We start from the raw sequence: 20,021 nt of genomic DNA, 5'->3' as shown, positions 1-20,021 counted from the left end.
ATCACTCGCAGCATGATCACTCGCAGCATGATCACTCGCAGCATGATCACTCGCAACGTAGTCCATACGGGACGTTTTTACGTATGGGAACACATTTTCTATACAGAAAAAAGGACCGGTTCGTCCGGTCCTTCTGATGAAACCACTATAAGCAATTATGATGCATTTGCTCTGCGGCTCTCAATATACTGTTGTAAGACTTCCGTGACTTCCTCCGGTGCCAGACCGGCATCTTCGATGATGTCACTCACCGCTTCCAGTTCCTTGCGTCTCTTCTGTTCAAACATTTCCTCTAACTCACGCTGTTCTGATTCTATGCGAATGTTTAACGCATTGATCAACTCCTGCTTCGCCTGGATCTTTTCCTCCAGGGATTTTCTCTGTCCTCTTGGCATATACTGTGTGCTCCTTTCCTGATGGCAATCCTATGGATCTGCGGATCAAGATTCCTGCCGCGTGATCCGAAAAAGCATGACCATTCATCAGGGATCACAGGTTCCGTAGGAACTATCATAATCTATCATGAATGGCCTGATATGTTACAGTATATGGACAAGAATGTAAAAATATACCATATATCCGGCAATATTATCCTGTTCCGGAACAGTCTCGCGAATCTATCAATATATTTACTCTCCGGAACGCTCTCGCGACTCTATCAATATATTTACTCTCCGGAACGGTCTCGTGAATCTGTCAGCAAATATCATGCTCCGGAACGGTCTCGCGAATCTGTCAATATATTTACTCTCCGGAACAGTCTTGTAAATCTGTCTGAATATTCCGGCTTGGATGTTCCTGATGTCTAGTGCTCAAGTAACCGATTAGCAAGTATATAGGATACAAAAAATCTCACCAAGGTAATCCGGTTAACGCTCTGCAAAGCGGTTCTGGACTTGACTCTGGTGCTATTCTTGTAAAAGATAATCAAGCAAAGGTGGTTTCCGTGTCCAGAATGCAGGTTTCCTCCACAACGGAATCACGGTTTCTTGACGCAAGAATATTCATCTGTCAATATATATCATTCTTCGGAATGGTCTTACGAGTCTGTCAGCAGATATCATGCTCCGGAACGGTCTCGCGAAATCGCTCGAATCCTCATTTCAAATTATCCACCGCTGCTTTTAACTTATTCAAGGCAAGTTCCAGCGTAGCTTGGGGGCAGGCGATGTTCACGCGCTGAAAAGCGGCTCCGCTGGGTCCGAACATGGATCCTCCATCCAGCCAAAGTCCTGCCTTGTCCACAATGAACTGATCCAGCTCCTTACCGGTGATTCCCAGTTCACTGCAATCCAGCCATACGAGATAAGTGCCTTCCGGCTCCACCAGATGAATCTGTGGAATCTTCTCCTGCAAAAAATCCCGTAAGAAATTCAGATTCTTAAGCAAATAAGCTCTTAACTGCTCCAGCCAGTCTTCTCCCGCACGGTAAGCTGCCTCACATGCCACCACACCTAAGGCATTGGGCTCATCATAGCCGGTTCTGTCAATTTCTGTTTTGAATGCCTTACGCAGATTTTCATTTGGGATAAAAATATTGGATATCTGTAAGCCAGCCAGGTTAAATGTCTTGCTGGGTGCCGTACAAGTCAAGGTAAACTCCGCAAAACGGGGATCTACGTTGGCGAACACCGTATGCTCGTAACCGGGATAGACAAAATCGTTGTGAATCTCATCACTGACCACGATAACATGATGGCGCAGGCAGATCTCTCCCAGCTTCTGCAGTTCCTCTACCGTCCACACTCTGCCTACCGGGTTGTGAGGATTGCACAGAATGAAGAGTTTTACATGTTCCTGTTCTATCTTGCGTTCAAAGTCCTCGAAATCAATCTGATATGCCGGACTGACAGTACCAACGTTGTTAATCTGCTGTTCGGAAGCATCATCTGTTGTTACTGGCACTACCGTACGCTCCGTAACCGGATGATATACCAATGTATTATCTACTACTTTTCGGTTATTGTCTCGGATAATATTAGTAAACGGATAATACACCGGATTCTGAATCAGTATCGCATCTCCCGGATCAGTAAATGCCTTCACCGCTGCGCCCAGAGCAAATACCACCCCCGGAGTCTTCACGATCCATTCCCGCTTTGTCTTCCAATTATGCTTCCTCTCCATCCAGTTCATCACAGCATTGTAATAAGCATCCTTCGGCTGGGTATAGCCGTAGATTCCATGTTCTACCGCAGCATGAAGACTTTTCGAGATCTCTTCGGATACCGGGAAATCCATATCCGCCACCCACAGGGGCAGCACATCCGCCGGCTTTCCTCTCTCCACCGCAAAATCATATTTCAGACAATTCGTTCCCTTCCGGTTCGTAATCTTATCAAAATTGTATGTAGTCATACAGCTAACCATACCTTTCTCAAAATCTGCAAATATTCAGGCACTTCCGTCCTTTCCGATGCGTCATTCTGTGGAAATCTTCAGCGTAGCTGGCTGAACTACTATGTATACCAGGTTACACCCACACTAAACAAAGGCCTGTTCCAGATCTGCCAGTAGATCATCAATATTTTCAATACCTACTGACATTCTCAGAAGCTTCTCATCCACTCCCAAAGCTTCCCGTACCTCAACCGGTACATCTGCATGGGTCTGCTTCATCGGATAGGTCAGAAGACTTTCCACGCCTCCCAGACTCTCCGCAAAACGGATCAGCTTAACGCTCTCCAAGATTTTAACAGCTTTTTCCGGGGAATTCAACCGGAATGAGATCATTCCGCCGTATCCGCTGCACTGTCTGTCGATCAGAGCCTTATCCGGTCTCGAATCCAGACCGATATAATATACCTTCTCCACTTCCGGTCTCTGTTCCAGCCAGTGTGCAATCGCAAGGGCATTTTTCTGATGCTGCTCCATACGGACTGCCAGTGTCTTGATACCTCTGAGTAACAGCCAGCTGTCAAACGGGGAGAGACAGGCACCTGTCGTCTTATAAATATTGTTCAGCTGCTGGTACAGGGCATCATCCTTTACTACCAGGAATCCGGATAAAGTATCGTTATGTCCTTCCAGATATTTCGTACCGCTATGCACTACAACATCCGCTCCTAAGGTAAGCGGCTTCTGAAAATACGGGGATAAAAAGGTATTGTCAACGATCAGAAGACAGCTATGCGCGTGTGCCAGCTCTGCGATTGCCCCAATATCTGCGACCTTCATCATAGGGTTGGACGGAGTCTCCAGATAAATCGCCCTCGTCTCCGGACGGATCGCCGCCTTCACGGTCTCCACATTTGAAGTATCCACACAATCTACTGATATTCCGTTCTTATGACTGATCGTATTCCACAGTCTCAACGTACCGCCATACAGATCATCCGTAGCAATCAGATGATCCCCGGGAGAAAAAATCTCCATCAGTGTAGTGATCGCTGCCATACCGGTAGAAAATGCCAAAGCCTCCGTTCCCTGTTCCAACAGGGCAACCGTCTTCTGCACTTCATCTCTGGTAGGATTACCGCAACGGGAATAATCATATCCTGTGCTCTTACCCAATCCCGGATGCGCATACGCCGCATTCTGATAAATCGGCATACTGATGGCCCCAAACGGATCCCTTCTCTCATTACTTCCCTGGACACATATGGTCTCTGCTGCAAATGCCATCTTTTTCTCCTCCTATGCCTATGTATGATGTCTGTGGCAAAAGCCCCACGGCTTTGATACCACATTTTATATTCCTACTGTTCCAGTAGGTATAGTATATATTTAGCATAGTAAGAAATAAAAGTCAATATCTTTTTACCAATAAAGCTTCATCTGTTCTTCTGCTTCTTCCTTTGATATATTTAATTCCTTGCATAAATTCTGCAAAATATTTTCATATGCAACATTATAACATTTTCCTGTAATGGTATATCCTTGAATGTAACCTTTTCTCCAATATTGGTCAAACAATTCACACATATTCAGTACACCTTTCTGCTATTTATCAATTCACCAGAATTTTTTCATGCCTTCTATTGCTTCACTCTCAGTAATATTCAAATTTTTTCTAAGTTTCAACATAGTATCATCATAATTTATATTAAATTCCTTACATGTTATAATTATCCCTCTCATTCCTTCTTCTCTTCCCCGTATCGTATACTGGTCAAACAATTCGCACATGCTTGTCACTTGTCTCCTGCTTAATTTCTTATCTTCTGTTTTCTCATCTTCTATAGCTTCATTTAAGCCAGTTATGATACTCTCATATACACTCTTCATCGTCTTATCCTCTTTATACATAGGTACGAAGTTTTCAATACCTTTTTACCAATAAAGCTTCATCTGTTCTTCTGCTTCCATTTCCGAAATATTGAGTTTATTCTTTAATTTCTGCAGCGTATATTCATAGGTGGCATTAAAATCTTTACACATTATAATAATTCCCCTGGAAATTCCTTGCGAAATTCCCAGTCTCGTATACTGGTCAAACAATTCACACATGCTGATCTCATCCTCCTCTGCAATATCTAATCCTTTTAATATTTCTTCGGTATCATCCACGTTTTTATCCCCAGACAATACCCGTAGCATTTTGATAGTAGCTTCTTTATGAATTACTTTTCGGTCTGAACGATATGCGTTTCCTTCTGCAAGATAATCCAATACAATACGCATATCGCTATGAAAACGTTCGCGGATCTCCTTCGGGAGATAACCGGATATAATCCGTGATTCTGCTTTTCGTACTGCCTGCGGTATTCTCCGCCAATGTATCCCGCTTTGCGCAGTATCATGCCTTTATCCACTTTCATTTGATTAGCAAACAGATACAAGGCTCTTGGCATTCCGCCTGTCACATGGTATTTTGCGACATCTTCCAATTGATTGTGCAATGTATTCGCGCTGTCTGCATATAGGCTCTCCGTTGCAGCTGTAAGCATCTCCTCGCTGGCCACCACCATGGCTCCCTCATGCAGTAATGCATTCACTATATCCGCCGCTACATCCGCATAACTTTCAAAATTCTTCGTTACAATATCGTTCAGTTCCAATAAATACTCCTTTACTGCTCATTCCTCTTACATTGTAAAAAGTGAATTTCACGGCGATATGCCTTGAACTGCACACTGGGTGCGATAAAATGATGCCCATATATGATGCTATCCTAATATATGGTATCTTCGAAATCTTATCTATACAGACTTTCTATAGATGAACTTAATATATCACAGAGGTATCCATTCTGCAAGGGAATCCGGCAAAACAAGTGCTGAAAAAACTACACAAAAACAGAGCTGTGGAAATTGGCTATTTCTCACAACTCTGCTTTTTGTGCAATATTACTTTTGAAAAAGTTAATCCAGTTCGAACAGCTCCTGGGCGCTGATGGATAACTCAGCTATTCCGCAAGGAGTTACTTTTGATCCACTATCATACACGGTATAGACTCTTGCGTAGATAGTAGATGCCTGCGCTCCTTCGTTCAAAATCGTCCCGGAAGTGTCGGTACGAAACAGTCCCATCTCATCCGAAGAAAATTTCAAGGTATAGGTCGCACCGTTTGTAATCGGGTAACAATTCATAACTCCATTGCGTTCTATCGGTGAAATTACATTTCCATTGCTATCCGTGATCTTGAGGCCATCCTCTCCATCCGTCTTTAACCGCAATACCTTTCCTGTAATTCCGTCCACACTGATGGCTCCGGACGTATCATCTGCACAGGATTTGTAAAATTCAACGCATAACTGCTGTCCACCTGCCAGAATATTGTAGTCATCTGCCTGGAAGTTGACACTGATGGTTCCGTTATTCTTATCATCCAATACAATATGATTGACCGGATCATACAGCATATACACGGATTGGATCTTGCTGCCGCTTTTATCCTTAAAGCTTACGGAAGGTGCAGTAACACCGGCATTATACGCTGCAATCATCGTATTAACAAACAGTTTGATCTCCGATTCCTTGCTGGGTTTGGAATGTCCCGCTCCGGAATATGTCACATTTCCCATGGTATAGATATAATAATTATTTACCACATCATTGGGTGTAATATTATAAATATTAGTTTTTTGATAATTACCTTCAGCCACACCGGAAATACAGTACCACACCACAATGTCATTTTTACCGTCTCCGTTACGGTCCAGCTCCATATTCGGCTGTAACCACTGGTAATGCGTATTACTGATCTCTAACTGTTCATTTGCAGATATCTGATAAGGATACTGCGTAATCTGCCCTTCATTGACCTGTGTTGCGATCAGCGAACTGCCTGCGTAATCACCCATCAGCAAATTACTGGGGTGGTTCCAATCAGGACCGTTTCCATTGTCATATCCAGCCTTTTTCAGCAATGAATTCTCAACCGGGAACTTTACTGACGAACTGCCATTTATCCGCAGATCTTCCAAATAGCTTCTCAGGAAACGAACTACCGTATATTTAGTCACACCTTCCTTTTGCCAGAGCTCATTATCCGAATTCGGTTCCTTGATTTCGTCAAATGTATAGGACTCTAATGTTTTAAGATATTCCTGGTCCCTCTTCTGCTCCTCTCCCGTGGTGCTTGCTGCTCTCTGCTGATAATACTCTTTCAATGCTCCATAGCGATCCAGGCCTACGGATGCACGAATAGTCTTATTAAATTCATATCCCCAATACCAGTAGTTCGTATTGTTTTTTTCCGCATATCCTTCGTCATTCCACATAATCGCACTTTGGATATTATTGACATATGAAGTAGTATCATGGGTAAACAAAATACTCTTGCCGGATTCTATGTAGTCTCTGACAGCCCAGCCAACAGCCAGATTCCTCTTAACATTATCCAACCTATTATAGTAAATATCACTTGCGCCATAGGTATATCCAAACCGGTAGGCGTCACCGAAGCCTAGTATCAACATATCATATTGCTGGAACAGATTGTAGGACTCCTGGTATATCCTCTGTATATCAGTATCCGAAGTCCCGCCAATTTTCAGCTTGTCATTTACAAGGTAGGTTACAGTCATACTGTCAATGCTTTTGGACGGAGTTACCTTTCCATCTGCACCGACTTGATCCAATCCTACTACATTCCAGTCAGTTAATCCATTAATGCACTTGGAAAAAGTAGAATTACTATTATTCTGTTCATCATGAAGATTCCAGTTATTACGGTTATCATCAGACAACAATTGCAATACACGGATTGTCTTTTTACCATTTTGCTGAGGCACAGAGGTATAGCCTGACTTGGCAGTTCTCACCAGTCTGTCCGCATTATCATAAAATACCAGTTTCCATGGGATAACCCCTACATATTCCTCCGGCAGAGCCCGGATAACACGATAGGTCTCCCCGGTACGCAATTCATATCTGTTTCCGTTTGCCGTTGCAATCGGATCAACCTTATTCCACTCATCTCCCTTTCTTATATACACAGTAAGACCGCTGACTTCTTCCGATGACGTATATGTCTTACCTTCTACATAATCAGAGCCGGAGAAACGACCATCAGCATTTTTATCTACGAACAGTTTACAATCATAGGTAGTACCTGTCTGTGATATTGCAGCATCATTCTGCAGATTAAAAATATATTGCAGCTGATATTTTCCGTCTATCTTCTCCAGAGAGCCACCGTTGCTGGCACCGTTCTGATTAGAATTATATTTCAGCTCCTGCGGATATGCCGCTCCGTAAGTAGTTATCCAGTTGACGGAAAGCTTTGAAAGATTCAGATAATTACAAAATACGGATCTACGTGCAGATAATGTAGTTCCTAATTTAGTATCTGCTGTAGTATCTTTCAGCTGACTCTCTGTAAAAATATTTTTCTGCCAATATAAATACTGACCATTTGCATCTTTTTGCAGAGCAAAATCAACCAGCTTATAAAAATAAGAATTTTTGTCCAGCGTTGCTGTTGATGCCACAGGTATATTATTGTTATCCACTTTAATAAACGCATCCGCAATGACCACCGGATATCCCGCCTTAATGAACTGACAGAATTCCTCATATCGGGTAGAGTTCATATCATTGCCGGGACCACGATAGACATCTGCACTCTTATTCGTTGGATCATCATCGTTAGTCTTACTGTGATCCAGCGAAGAATCCTGCAGTCTGTGCCTTGCATTATACGTCTCCCTAGCCTGCGTAACATTATCCGTTTTCGTTTTGGTGGCATAGTCATAGTAGTCTCCTACATGAGAATAAATCAACCCTTTCATCTGTGGATCATTATACACAGTCACACCATTTTCTGTGTTCATCTTGCTGACCCGGGCTCCGAGATAGATCATGTCGTACTTTTCATTCAAGTCCTCGATCTTACCTATAAATTCCGCAGATGACATTTGTGTAATATTGATCGCAGATGCATCATAAATTCCGTTCATCCCCATCATATTGACCACATCAGTCTGCAACTTACTTTTTAACGTATCGCTAAAATCATAGCAGGGTTCCAGATCCAGTACACGGATAGAGGATTTCACCGTGACTCTGTGCATATACCAGTTCAGAATGTATCTGGTAATAGATGCCTTACTGATCTCTTCATCCATCTGAGCTGCATTGCTGTTGTTTTTCTTTGCCAGGAAATTCTCATACTGAATCTCTTTTAATACTGCTCCGAAGGTTGCTACTTTCGCCGCAGTCCCTTTACAGTCAGTCAGGAAGTCAGAGGCAACATATGGCGTCGCACTGTCATCATTCAGATAAACATTGTCATATAAAGCCTCTTTCACGGAATCGCCCAAACTAAGCGAAGCTGCCGTCTGACCGTTCCAATAAGCATCTCCCTTTGAAGCAACTTCTTTGGCAATATTATCATCGGAAACTTTTAAGATCGTCAGTGCCATCTGTGTCAGTATCTTATTATTCTGATTATTATTCGGCTCCTCAGCCAGCGTTTTATTTTGGCTGTAAAATCCGTAATCCATGACCACCGGTACTCTGTCTGCATCATTCCGCTCACCGGTAGTATCCTTAATGCCGAATATCATCTTCGTCAGAGCGGTTGCTGCAGAAGTCATATTCACAGATTCCGCTGCATAACTTCCCCTGCCGGAGAGATAGATCAGATCCACATTGTCCAGATCTACGCCATAATAAGCCTGTTCCCCCGGATTCACCAGTTTCGCCAGTTCCTCCACTGTCAAAGTTGTCACTTCAATCTTCAGTTGATCAATCTCTTCGCCAGTGCCGGAAGGGCTGCCGCTCTCATACCGGCTGGTGCCGGACAGATTCAGGACCTGCTTCTTGAACCATTCTTTATTGTAGAAACCACCGTCATATGCTACAGTATCCAACGCATCTTTCGCATTATCACCGATAAAGTCATAGCTGTTTGATGCGTTGAAGCCTGGTTCTCCTCGAAGAGAAACCTGCATAGTACCACTGCTTTCCAGCACATATTTACCGTTATCATTTCTCTGATAAGAATCGCTCAGTTTGTAGTCCCCATTACCGCTGGATAATAACACTTTAGACACATAATAATCAGCGGAGGTGTTTTCCTTGAACTGCACAAAATAGCTATCCGCAGGAGTATTCAGTGTATAACTTCCTCCTGTTCCATCCGGATTTGCAGTCCAGGCTGCCCATAGATAAGGTGTGGTGTTGGCCATATTCAAAATATAGAGATTGTTGTACTGTTCGGATGAGGGATCAGAAACTGTCATTATCCTTTGTTCGGAAGTCTCAATATCATTTCCGGATGCGCTTTGTACGCTGAAGGTCTGCATCTCCTTACCGGATCCCGCTGCCGCGTCATTCCCAGATGCAGATGCTGCTGTTACCAATCCCGAACTCTCCGCAGTCGTCACCTCTTCCAAATTCTCTGACGCTTCGGAAGGATTTTCGGAGGTTATGGCAGTACTCTGGATAGCATATCCCACAGGCAGATCCCTGCCGTATACCACCTTACCAAAGTAAGTGTATACATCATCAGTTCTGGTATACACTTCCCGGTTGACATATTTACGTGCCTCAAAATCAATGTTATTAATAGTGCTCATACGGCCATCAGAATTTTCATCGTACGGAGTCAGTGCATATCTCGTAGTCGTAAGAGCTGTCAGCGCATTCGCTGCATCACCGATGGTCATTTCCAGGTTCTGTCCGCTAATACCGGACACTTTGGAAAATACAGGGGACACGCTTTTTTTATTCTCATTAGAAGTCCCGGAAGCTTCGATCGCACCATATCTGTCAAAACGCGGCCTGGTATCCCCCACCGTATATAGCTCATACACCGGATCCGTCTGCACATAGGTGTACTGACCGTTGTCCGCCGTATTTTTCACAAAAGAGCCACGGATCTCCTCAGTCCGGCTTCCTCCCTCTCTATAAGTGGAAAAGCTTACCGGACCATCGCTTCCTTCGAGATCCCCTAGACTGCTACTGCTGATCGCAGCCATGGCGGATATTCTCTCTGATGCTGCCGGAAGCTCCGAAAGCTTACGTCCTTCAGATACCGGTTCCTCGCCACCGATCAGGTATCCAATGGAAGCGTCCTTTTTAGAAGGTACGATCTCTAAAATGTGGAAGGTTCCGTCCGAAGATGCTACTGTATCCTGTACCAGCTTCTCAATGCCGGGCAGTGTCATCTCCTTTGCACTTACTTCCATAGAGCCATAGCTCTGGCAGACTCCGGCTGCCAAAGCTATGGTGAGGATTCCTGCTATGTACTTTTTTGTGTTGTGCTTCAAGTTCTTCTTCATGTTATCTCCAAAAGATTGTTAATGCTCTTTCCGGTTTCTGATACGATACATGTCCACCTTCCTCACCGCTGTCTCCCTTGACACGACTATCGCTGAAGGTCACAAATAAAGTATCATTCTTTTCCTCTCTATCAATATAGAGATGAATCATATAAGTAAATACCGTTTCATTTTTATCATTTACTCTGGTATCGCAGTGAATATTCGGATCAATATATGTTCCGGATTTTAGTGTCTCCGTTCCTCCAGCTACAAGGCTGCCTATAACCTTCAGTCCTTTATCACCAGTCTTAAATGCTCCCTGACCTGTTTCAAATCCATATAGATCAACATACACCTTCTTATCGTATACACCATTCTGCCATCCATCGTGCTTATAATCGTTCTTATTCAGATTATAATAACGATTACCTTCCGAGAAATAAAAAGTACATCTGGGAATCAACAGATATGTGGATGCAATTTCATTATCGTTGTCGTCAAAAGCTGCAAGTGTGAGAACATGTTCCTCTTTCCAGTTAATATACCACTTTGCATACACTCCGACTGTTTCACCTTTAGCCGTGGGAAATACGCTTCGTGTGGCTGCATAATCTACTTCTGAATCTGCGAATCCGGTCACTGCTTTATCTATGACTAAGTTGCTTTCATAATCGCCCAGTCCATCACTTGTAATGTTTCTACTAAACCCTACTCTCCTACTCAGTCCAACTTCGCCACCGAAATTATCCTTCACAGGATTACTCTGTGCCAGACCTTCCTCAATATCATTGGTAATCTTCCAGGTAACTTTACTCATATCTCCGGAATAATTTTTCAACGTACAAGTCACCATACTGTTACGTGACAGGACAAACTGATTACCGTCGATGTATGGCTTGTCTGAACTGTCAATGGTCAGCAGATTTGGAATGTCCACTGTTACTTCAGGATGCACTGTAATGGTAGCTGATAATTTTACAGTTGCACGTACTGTGATCGTCTTATTAATATTGTTGCTACACTTTAACAGCTGTTTATATCTGGAAGCAGGAGTCGTATCTTCAAAGCTATAGCCCTTCGGATTTGGGACTCCATCCTCCAATACTTCCCAGTTCACGATCTGAGGATACACATCATAATCCGCCCATGCAGTCAGACACTCCAAATCTACACTCCATCCCATTTTTTTAATGCCGTTCTCCGTGTAGGAATAAGGCTTCATTACATTTCGGATCAGTTCCGCCTGGAATTGTCCTGCTACCGCCGTCACTGTAACATACGCAGAATCCGACTTAGTTGTGTCCGCATTTGCCATACAGGTAACTTTCAATACCTTTACACCAATGCTTTCCGACTTACTGATATTCAACGTATTAATCAGGTCACTAACATTCGGCATGGTAGAAAATGTAGTAGTGCTGCCATCCGCATAAGTCACTTTCCATTTTACCCCCTGTGCCACAGCAGATTCTTTACCGGTCAGAGTACACTCAAAAGCCTGTGACTTGCCGCGGACTACCTCCACATCTTTAGGAGTTATGGAAATGGAGTCTATCAATCTCTCTTCTACTGTCACATATGCATATGCCACCATACTCGTATCTGCTTTTGCAGTACATTTTACCACCAGCACATTCGTGCCGATAGTTTCCTCATCATCTACTTTTAAAATACCATCCTGATTGATCGTACTCTTACAATTAGCCCCGGAAGCATAGGACACGCTCCATGTAACGCCCTTGGCAACTGCTTCTGCGTCACCGCTCAGATTATAGGTAAACTGCTGTATCTTGCCCTGAGGTAATGTTGCACTGGGAGGATCAATAGTCAGAGCGCTGATCCATGCGTACGCGGTTCCGGTCTTCTCCAGATCATTTCTAAGCTTAATGGTCTCTGCAATGTCATAGCTTCTGTCCTGATAAGTAAAGGTCATATTCAGGATAACTTTCCGCTTGTCCTTCACCTGGCTTAAGTCTACGCTGAAGCTTGTGACATGCTCTGCCATAAGTGCCGGGGTTGCGGTGGCAGGATCTCCTACGACGAGATTGCCGTCCGCATCCGTTGTATTTTTCACTTCATAGAGGTATACCTGGTTTGCAGTAGCATAGTCCCCTGACGCGTTTCCCTGCCAGCGGATCATATAGGTATTCTCATTATTGACCAGGCGCAGTTCGCTGACATGGGCTGTGGTGATCTCATTGCCGGCTGCATCCTTGGCGGTGCTGCCGTCCAGATCCACTGCTGTGCCGGTATGATCCGGTGTGAAATTAATATCCTTCTCCACATCAATGATCAGGTCGATCATCTGATTCGCTGCAAGCTGTGCTTCTTCCTGCAGGGTCAGCTCCTTATTCCCCCGCAGGTAGGAATTGTTGCCTGCGACGATAAAGGCGCCCACAGATCCTGCCACAATGGTCATGATTGCCAGAGACACTATCACTTCTACGAGAGTGAATCCTTTTTTTCCGATACGCATAGTCAACCTCCTTATTTCTTCAGGATTTTTCCGGTTCTGCCGACTGTTGTGATTGTTATCGTTCTTGTTCCGTTGCTGATCACAATTTTCTTGCAATAGTCCTTTACCGCATCTGCAGCAGCGCAGGTCTTCTCTTCAAAAGCTCCCGATGCTCTGTTGAACACCAGATGCAGTCCATCGGTTGCGGACGCATAAGGTAATGTACCTTTTAATTGTGACAGATTGTAGGGAGTGGAATCATCATCAAAATATACTTGTATTGTGATAGGTTCCTTCCCAACGATTCTATCCGAAACGATGGTTCCACCCTGATAGATCTGTGCCCGGTACTCGCCCGTGCTGCTATTTTGCAGCAGCACAAACTCTACCTGATTCTGTTCTTTCCCCAGGGTCAGCACTCTCGCCCTCTCAAGGGTCGAAACGATCTCATCCGCACATTTTGCAGTTTTTCTTCCGGTGAGTGTTCCCACAGACAATCCGATGACTCCCACCACGATCGCCATGATGGCGACGACGATGATGAGCTCCACCAGGGAGAATCCACCGTTTTTATTGTTTCTGCCAGTTCTCATATACGATCAGGTCTCCTAAATTAATGTCGCTGTTCAGGTAGGTCTTATTGTTATTCTGCAGGTAACCTTCGCCGCCGATCAGGAAATCTACTACATGATATTCCTTCTGACCGCCGCCGGAGCCCGTAACCTCCTTAGAATAGGTCAGTGCACGAAGCACTGCTTCCTTGTCCGGTGTCACTTTCACATTCTGTCCTAACAAGATATCGCCGCCTGCCAGGATCACACCGTTAAATTCCTTACCATCCTGTATCTTCACATCGCCCGTCGCGATGATGATACCCTTCTTGAAATCCGCATGTCCCACTTCTGGATAGGTATAATCACCATATACGATGACTGCCTTGCAATCCGGATAAGCACTACTTCCAAAATACTTCTCTGTATCAACGACCAGTCCCGCGCCACGGACCACACCGGTAAAGCTTGTGATCGCGTCCGTATTTACCAGATTGCTATATACATTGGCAGTATCCGCTTTTTCGGAAGGAGTAAGCTGCTCATAGCCATCGATCAGCTTCTTGCAGAGCGCCTTGAATTTGGAATCATCCGCTGCCAGCTGCTGCTTGTAGCCGATATTGCTCTGATCACTGCCTAATGTGGCATTCTGCAGGTTGCTACTGTAACTGCCTGTGGTCTGATCCTTGTCGGCCATCACCACATTACCTGCCAGGTGCATGATATAGGCACCGGCACTCTGGTTACGGATCTTGATGCCATCGGTGTAGATGCTGGCATAGGCATCCATGGTGCTCTTATTTACCTTATAATAATCCTGAAAATACCGGTTGGCAGCTTCTCTCCCCGCCTGGGTGGAGCTGTCAAAGGACACGTAATAATACACAATGGTGATCTTGCTGTTTAATCTCTTATAAAAAGTACGTACACCCTGACTGTCGCTGCTACCGTTCGTAATAAACTTCGTAATACCATAGGAAGCAAGGCTGTTACCGCCCAGCATACTGCTGGCAGCATTAAAATCAACTGCCGTATTCCCCATAGTATCTGCCTGCTCCTTAGTCACGGGATTAGAACGCTGTTTTACCAGATCTGCCGGTACCAGATATGCCAGCTGGTCACTTTTGACTGCAATGGACTGCCCCATCAGGATATCCTTGCGGTCAGAGGCACTGCCATTGAGATTCCCATCCGCCTCGGTGAGATTATCCTTAGCAGTTTTCGTGGCAATATAGGTATTACCTGCCAGAGTCAGATTGATCAGACCGCTCAAATCAATATCCGTTCCGGTACCGTTGACTACGATGGCACTGCTGTCACCGTTCTCCCCGGTGCCGAAGCCTATATACTGTCCAGAGTAATTCTCATCCACCAGACTGCCTGCGGTAAAATTATTATTTGCGCCGTCTATGCGCAGATCTCCCGCTACATAGACATCATTTCCTTTGAAATTCATATTCGCGCTGCCGGTAGATGTCGCTGCTCCGTGCATGGTGATCTTGCCTGCCCACAGTTCTCCATAGCTGTCGGATTCCAGTTTCGCGCCCTTGCCCAGATACAGTTCTGTAGCCGCTACCATACGCTTATCATCATTTTCCTTACCTGTCGGCTCTGCCAGGGTCAGGGTCACATTTGCACTGTTTGTATCATCCTCATTCCCCACCAGTACCTTGTCCGCATAGAAGCTTCCGGCGATCTTCGCGTCGCTTAATTTGCCGCTCTCCGCTACCACCTGAATATTCTTCTGTGCCACCAGTGACATGCCGGTCAGTGGAGGCAGGCTTACTGCCTGTGCAAAGCTCATATCCGGCATTTTCACACGGATATCCGTCTGGATCACAGAGACATAACCATTATCATTGGTATAAGTCACCTTTAATTTCTGAAAAGATAATCCGTCCGTGAACAGGGTAAGCTGTCCCTTAGGCAGATCGCTCACCGCATCTCCGGAGCCGTTTGTGCCCGTCATCTGCTCGGCGCCGTCCACCATCCGTATTGTATAGGAATTGACTCCGTCACCGGTCTGCAACACTGTATTTTCCTTCACTTCCGGTGACAGACTGTCAAACAGTTTCTTCAGATCATAGTAATTTAAGCTGGCGGTATCACTGCACTGATACGCCTTCTGCATACTGCTTAAGAACGCATAGCGGAGCTTACTCTCCTTCTCGGATACGGAAGTGTCATCATAGTTCACCAGAATCTGCGTGTAGGCATCTCCCAGGGACGCGGACACCTGCTCTTCCATATGGACACGGATCTCATCCAGCACTGTCTCTGCCGAATAGAAGTTGTCCTTCGCCTGCAGGTTATTTGCCTTCATCTGATAGTTCAATAAGGACATATACATCAAAACACTGGCCAAAATGCCGATAAAGGCCATAGCTATGATCACTACGACCATTGCCGAGCCCTTATCGTCTGTCTGTTTATGTAATTTGAAGTCTCTGCCACGTATGTTCATGGTTCTTACGCTTCCTTCCGGATTCTCCTGTTATTCCGTTACCGTTCCTGTCATAGTAATGATCGGGCTGCCGTCTGCTATCTTATCCTCTGCATAGACCTTCACTTCCATGTCGTAAATACGGTCCTGTGCCCTGGCCGGTGTCAGATTCGTCACTGACATGATGTTCTTCGCCAGTTCATAATTAAGTCCCGTTCCGGCTCCCGCGCCGGTCATGCTGGAATTCTCAAATACATATGCCGTAAGTCCGTCACTCTCGTCCAGCAGATTCGTGCGAAGAGTTCCCGCAGACGTCTGTGTCGTGCCGGAGGTGGGCATCCAGCCGGGCCATGCTTCCCGCAGTTCCAGAGATATCCCATACTTACTGCGCATGGTATCATAATCTGTCGCGAAGACATCCTTCAACATATCTATTCTATCCTGTCTCTCGGTCTGCTCCACTACCAGCAGATTCGTCTCCACATTGTCCGGATTGTTGAACACTATCCGGTCTATAATGGCAGGTCTTCCGGCATCGTAGTGCGCGCTCTCCACACGAGGCTGTACACAGACAATGATATTCGCCAATTGATTTCCAAGCTCGCTGACATCATTCACCTGTGCTGCACGGCTGCGCACACTGTCTTCATTGGAAAAAATCACATAATCCGCTCCCGTCTGCGGATAGTCCGCAGATCTGTCCGTTGCAAGGATCGTGGGATCACAATGATACGTTGTGGAAGCTGTGACAAGATAGACTTCTGTCTCCACCGTAGCTCCCGTTGCCAGCGTTACGTTGATCTTACTGCTGTCAATATTGATCTCGGTCTTCCGTGTAGTATGCTGCATGATATCTGCTGAATAGAGTCCTCCACCGAAATAAGAATAAGCTTCCATGGCGCCGTCCACCGCTTCGCTGTAAACAGCATTCAGATTACCCGCCAGGTTACTGATATCTACCCGTGCCACACTGTTCACCGCACTGTAGGCTGTGGGATCCACCTTCACCACTATATCATAAGTACCGGAAGTGGTAGAATCATCCCGGATCGTGTAGGTCCAGATGCCGGTCGTGTCGTCTTTTACCGCGGTATTGGTAAATCCCGCAGGTGAAGCACTCTTGTAAATATCGGACATTTCCTCCAGCGTATGTGCCTCGAACATTTCCATGACGTCCTCAGCGATCGCCGTGGCATGCATCGTGGTACGGGACTTGGCGTTCGTTCTGGCAGAGGTCACAAAGCTGTGCAGCAGGGGCACTACAATGATTGAGAGGATCACAATGGCGATCAGAAGCTCTACCAGGGAAAAGCCTTCATTATTCAGTTGTCTTTTCTTCCTATGCTTCTGCATTGCGCTAACTCCCGATTAACAAATCTATTAGTTCACGTTTCCGAATATCGTCTGTACACCCATAGGCATATCGGGAATATAGGGTTCCCCATATACCTTATCCGTGCCCAGCAGATAATACGTATTCAGGTTCATATTGCCGGACAATTTTCCGTCATCACCGTTATAGCTGATGTTCACGCCCTGGATGCTCTGACGCTCCTGCTGATTGTAAATATATCGAACCAGCCCCTTGAAATCATCATAGGTACATTCGATACTGATGCCCAGAGGCACCTCATACATATGAGTATCCCCATATGCAGTTCCTTCTGTTGAGACAGGGGATGTAGTAACCGTGGTCGTATCTGTGCCCGACACTGCGGCATCTGCTTCCGCTGCTGCGGTATCCGCCGGTGCATCCGCAGTTGCAGCCGCCAGGGCAGAATTGTCTGCGGAAGCCTGTGCATCATACGCCACTTCTCCTATGGTTCCGAAAGAGATGTTTGCTACATAGGTTCTGGTAGCATCCTCCATGTTCTTCACCATCATAATGCTGTCTTCCGGTAAAATATCTGCCGGGAAGCGGCTCTCGAATCCGGTAATATATGTCTTCATTTTCTCGGTAGCAGCCAGATAATCTGCCTTACGCTGATCCAATACCTCCAGTGTAGACACCTGGGATCTTAATGACATATTCTGACTTTCCATAGAATCCGACAACTCATTAAATTTCGCATATACAAGGAAATAAGTCACCACGACCAGAAGAACTCCCACTACAGCAATCAAAAGCTGAATTTCACTCTTTTTTACTTTCATCTCTCATCCGCCTCCTACTGTGCTGTGGTACCGGTTGTATCTCCGGTGCTTTCGGTCTCTTCGGTATCTGCGTGGATATCCGCATAAGTACCTGTAATAGAGAAAGTAACCGCCGATTCTCCCAGTTCATTCTGCGTATCTGTAATATTGCTAATCTGAACATCCTGAATACTCTTCATATTTCTGATATTCAGAATCGTTCTTGCTGCTGCAGCCTTACCTTCCACAGTTACAGACATACTGATTCCTTCCAGATCCGAACTGAAGCTGTTGGTCCAGAAGCTACTGGGCAGTATCTGTTCCAGTTCGTTAATGAACTCTACAAGATTCTCATTGGGATTCTCGGTATACTCATACAGATATTTGTATTTATCATACTGCGCTGCCGCTGAGAGGTATTCATTATATACCGTCTGCGCGGGCTGTAATTCCTCGACTCTCGCCTGCAGAGCCACATTTTCTGCCACGGTGCCGAAGTATCTGGTCAGGGAAGTGACCGCCATGGCGATGGACAGGATCACGCCCAGTACCAGGACCGCCACACTGACGAAGGTGTAGTTCGTGCCGCTGACTACGGTCATGCCCTTGCCCTTCTGCTGGCTCTTATCGATCAGTCCCACGGGGGCAAGTACTGCGCCCAGGCAGGAAATATAAGCTGCGGGTCTGGTGGAACGGATGGCCTTGCTCATACCGATCTTGTCATCCATATCGGACAGGGTATGTACCTTGCGCTCCAGGCAGTTGGTGAACAGCTTGCTCATGCCGCTGAAGCTGCCGCCGAGGCCGGTGACGTAAGTTCTCTCAATAGGTGTATTACTGTTTCTGGAATCATAGAAATCAATGACACGGCTGACGCCGACGATCAGGGGCTCCAGAGAAGAGGTGATCTTCTGTCTTGCTGCTGTGACTTCCGCATTGCCGGCATCTTCGTCTTCCCAGCGTCCGGCATTTTCCTCCCAGAGCTTATCTCCCTGATGGAGTACTCTGTTCAGGCAGGTCTTCTTCTGGAAACGCTCTACCGCGCTCATGGGATCACTCACGGCATAGGCCCCGGATGCGATCATGGTCTCGATGGCATCCTGCACGCCGTATGCCACAGTTCTCTGCAGCAGCACCTTGCCGGCGGAAAGCACGGTCACGATGGTGCTGTTCTCATCGATCTTGATCATCATGGTAACGGTTTCGGTCTTCTCGTCACGAAGGATCTGGTACAAGCTGTTGCTGCTGTAATCGAAGCACTCAACCTCCCAGCCGCACATCTGCGCCAACTGATAATAGCTGTCTAACAGCGCCTTGGGTACTGCCAGTGCCATGACACGCAGCTTTCCTTCCTCGGTCAGTCCGCCTGCCAGATAATGTCCGATCTCATACTGGGTCAGATCCACGGGGAAATAATCGTTCGCGTTGGTCTTCACCAGTGCCTCGATCTTGTTCGCCTTCACGTTCGGGATCTGTACCTCACGGCTCGCCACTCTGGTAGAAGAAATGGTGAAGATCACTCTCTTCGTGCGGATACCGTTCGTACCCAGTGCGTTCACCAGGTGATCCGCATACTCCTGCGTCGGCTGCAGCATACCGTCCACCACGACGCCTTCCGGGGTCTCGACAGTCAATACCTTGTAGACCTTCGGTTTCTTCACCTTATAGTCGATCTCGCAGATCTTCGTAAAGGAGTTACCGATCTCAATACTCAATACGCGATTGTTCATTGCCATGCTTCTACCCTTCCTCTTATCGGTTCTTTATCGTATTTGGGACAGAAA

13 protein-coding genes are annotated in these 20,021 nt (G+C 45.8%); all 13 read right to left on the bottom strand.

Annotated features, from left to right (window positions below; genetic code table 11):
* Positions 1-155 precede the first annotated feature (155 nt).
* Complete coding sequence (locus ACTRDR_RS05575) at positions 156-395, bottom strand: hypothetical protein (RefSeq protein WP_440526452.1); 240 nt, start codon at positions 393-395, stop codon at positions 156-158.
* 703 nt (positions 396-1,098) lie between these two features.
* Complete coding sequence (locus ACTRDR_RS05570; protein ID WP_440526451.1) at positions 1,099-2,358, bottom strand: MalY/PatB family protein; 1,260 nt, start codon at positions 2,356-2,358, stop codon at positions 1,099-1,101.
* A gap of 126 nt (positions 2,359-2,484) precedes the next feature.
* Positions 2,485-3,624, bottom strand: a complete 1,140-nt coding sequence (locus ACTRDR_RS05565; protein ID WP_440526450.1) for a trans-sulfuration enzyme family protein — start codon at positions 3,622-3,624, stop codon at positions 2,485-2,487.
* Between the two features lie 330 nt (positions 3,625-3,954).
* Positions 3,955-4,227, bottom strand: a complete 273-nt coding sequence (locus tag ACTRDR_RS05560) for a hypothetical protein (protein WP_440526449.1) — start codon at positions 4,225-4,227, stop codon at positions 3,955-3,957.
* A 45-nt stretch (positions 4,228-4,272) separates the two neighbouring features.
* The gene (locus ACTRDR_RS05555; protein WP_440526448.1) at positions 4,273-4,539 is read right to left on the bottom strand and encodes a hypothetical protein; all 267 of its coding nucleotides are present in this window, start codon (positions 4,537-4,539) and stop codon (positions 4,273-4,275) included.
* A gap of 23 nt (positions 4,540-4,562) precedes the next feature.
* Positions 4,563-5,000, bottom strand: a complete 438-nt coding sequence (locus ACTRDR_RS05550) for a hypothetical protein (protein WP_440526447.1) — start codon at positions 4,998-5,000, stop codon at positions 4,563-4,565.
* 303 nt (positions 5,001-5,303) lie between these two features.
* Complete coding sequence (locus ACTRDR_RS05545; protein WP_440526446.1) at positions 5,304-10,673, bottom strand: DUF5057 domain-containing protein; 5,370 nt, start codon at positions 10,671-10,673, stop codon at positions 5,304-5,306.
* 1 nt (position 10,674) lies between these two features.
* Positions 10,675-13,131, bottom strand: coding sequence for a PulJ/GspJ family protein (locus ACTRDR_RS05540; protein ID WP_440526445.1), 2,457 nt, complete (start codon positions 13,129-13,131; stop codon positions 10,675-10,677).
* An 11-nt stretch (positions 13,132-13,142) separates the two neighbouring features.
* Positions 13,143-13,703 carry a pilus assembly FimT family protein gene (locus ACTRDR_RS05535; RefSeq protein WP_249325200.1) on the bottom strand — a complete coding sequence of 187 codons (561 nt, stop codon included), beginning with the start codon at positions 13,701-13,703 and terminating at the stop codon, positions 13,143-13,145.
* Complete coding sequence (locus ACTRDR_RS05530; RefSeq protein ID WP_440526444.1) at positions 13,681-16,125, bottom strand: hypothetical protein; 2,445 nt, start codon at positions 16,123-16,125, stop codon at positions 13,681-13,683. Before ACTRDR_RS05530 ends, ACTRDR_RS05535 begins: the two co-directional genes overlap by 23 nt.
* 30 nt (positions 16,126-16,155) lie before the next feature.
* On the bottom strand, positions 16,156-17,457 hold the full coding sequence (locus ACTRDR_RS05525; RefSeq protein ID WP_440526443.1) for a type IV pilus modification PilV family protein: 1,302 nt from the start codon (positions 17,455-17,457) through the stop codon (positions 16,156-16,158).
* Positions 17,458-17,484: 27 nt separating this feature from the next.
* Positions 17,485-18,258, bottom strand: a complete 774-nt coding sequence (locus tag ACTRDR_RS05520; protein ID WP_440526442.1) for a hypothetical protein — start codon at positions 18,256-18,258, stop codon at positions 17,485-17,487.
* A gap of 14 nt (positions 18,259-18,272) precedes the next feature.
* Positions 18,273-19,973: a pilus assembly protein PilM gene (gene pilM / locus ACTRDR_RS05515; RefSeq protein WP_440526441.1), complete on the bottom strand. Its 1,701-nt coding sequence runs from the start codon at positions 19,971-19,973 to the stop codon at positions 18,273-18,275.
* Positions 19,974-20,021: the final 48 nt, after the last annotated feature.

The organism is Simiaoa sp. (assembly GCF_051972595.1).
Lineage (GTDB): Bacteria > Bacillota > Clostridia > Lachnospirales > Lachnospiraceae > Acetatifactor > Acetatifactor hominis.
Note: the sequence above shows the minus strand (reverse complement) of the source record. Positions and strands in the feature narration are given on the sequence as shown.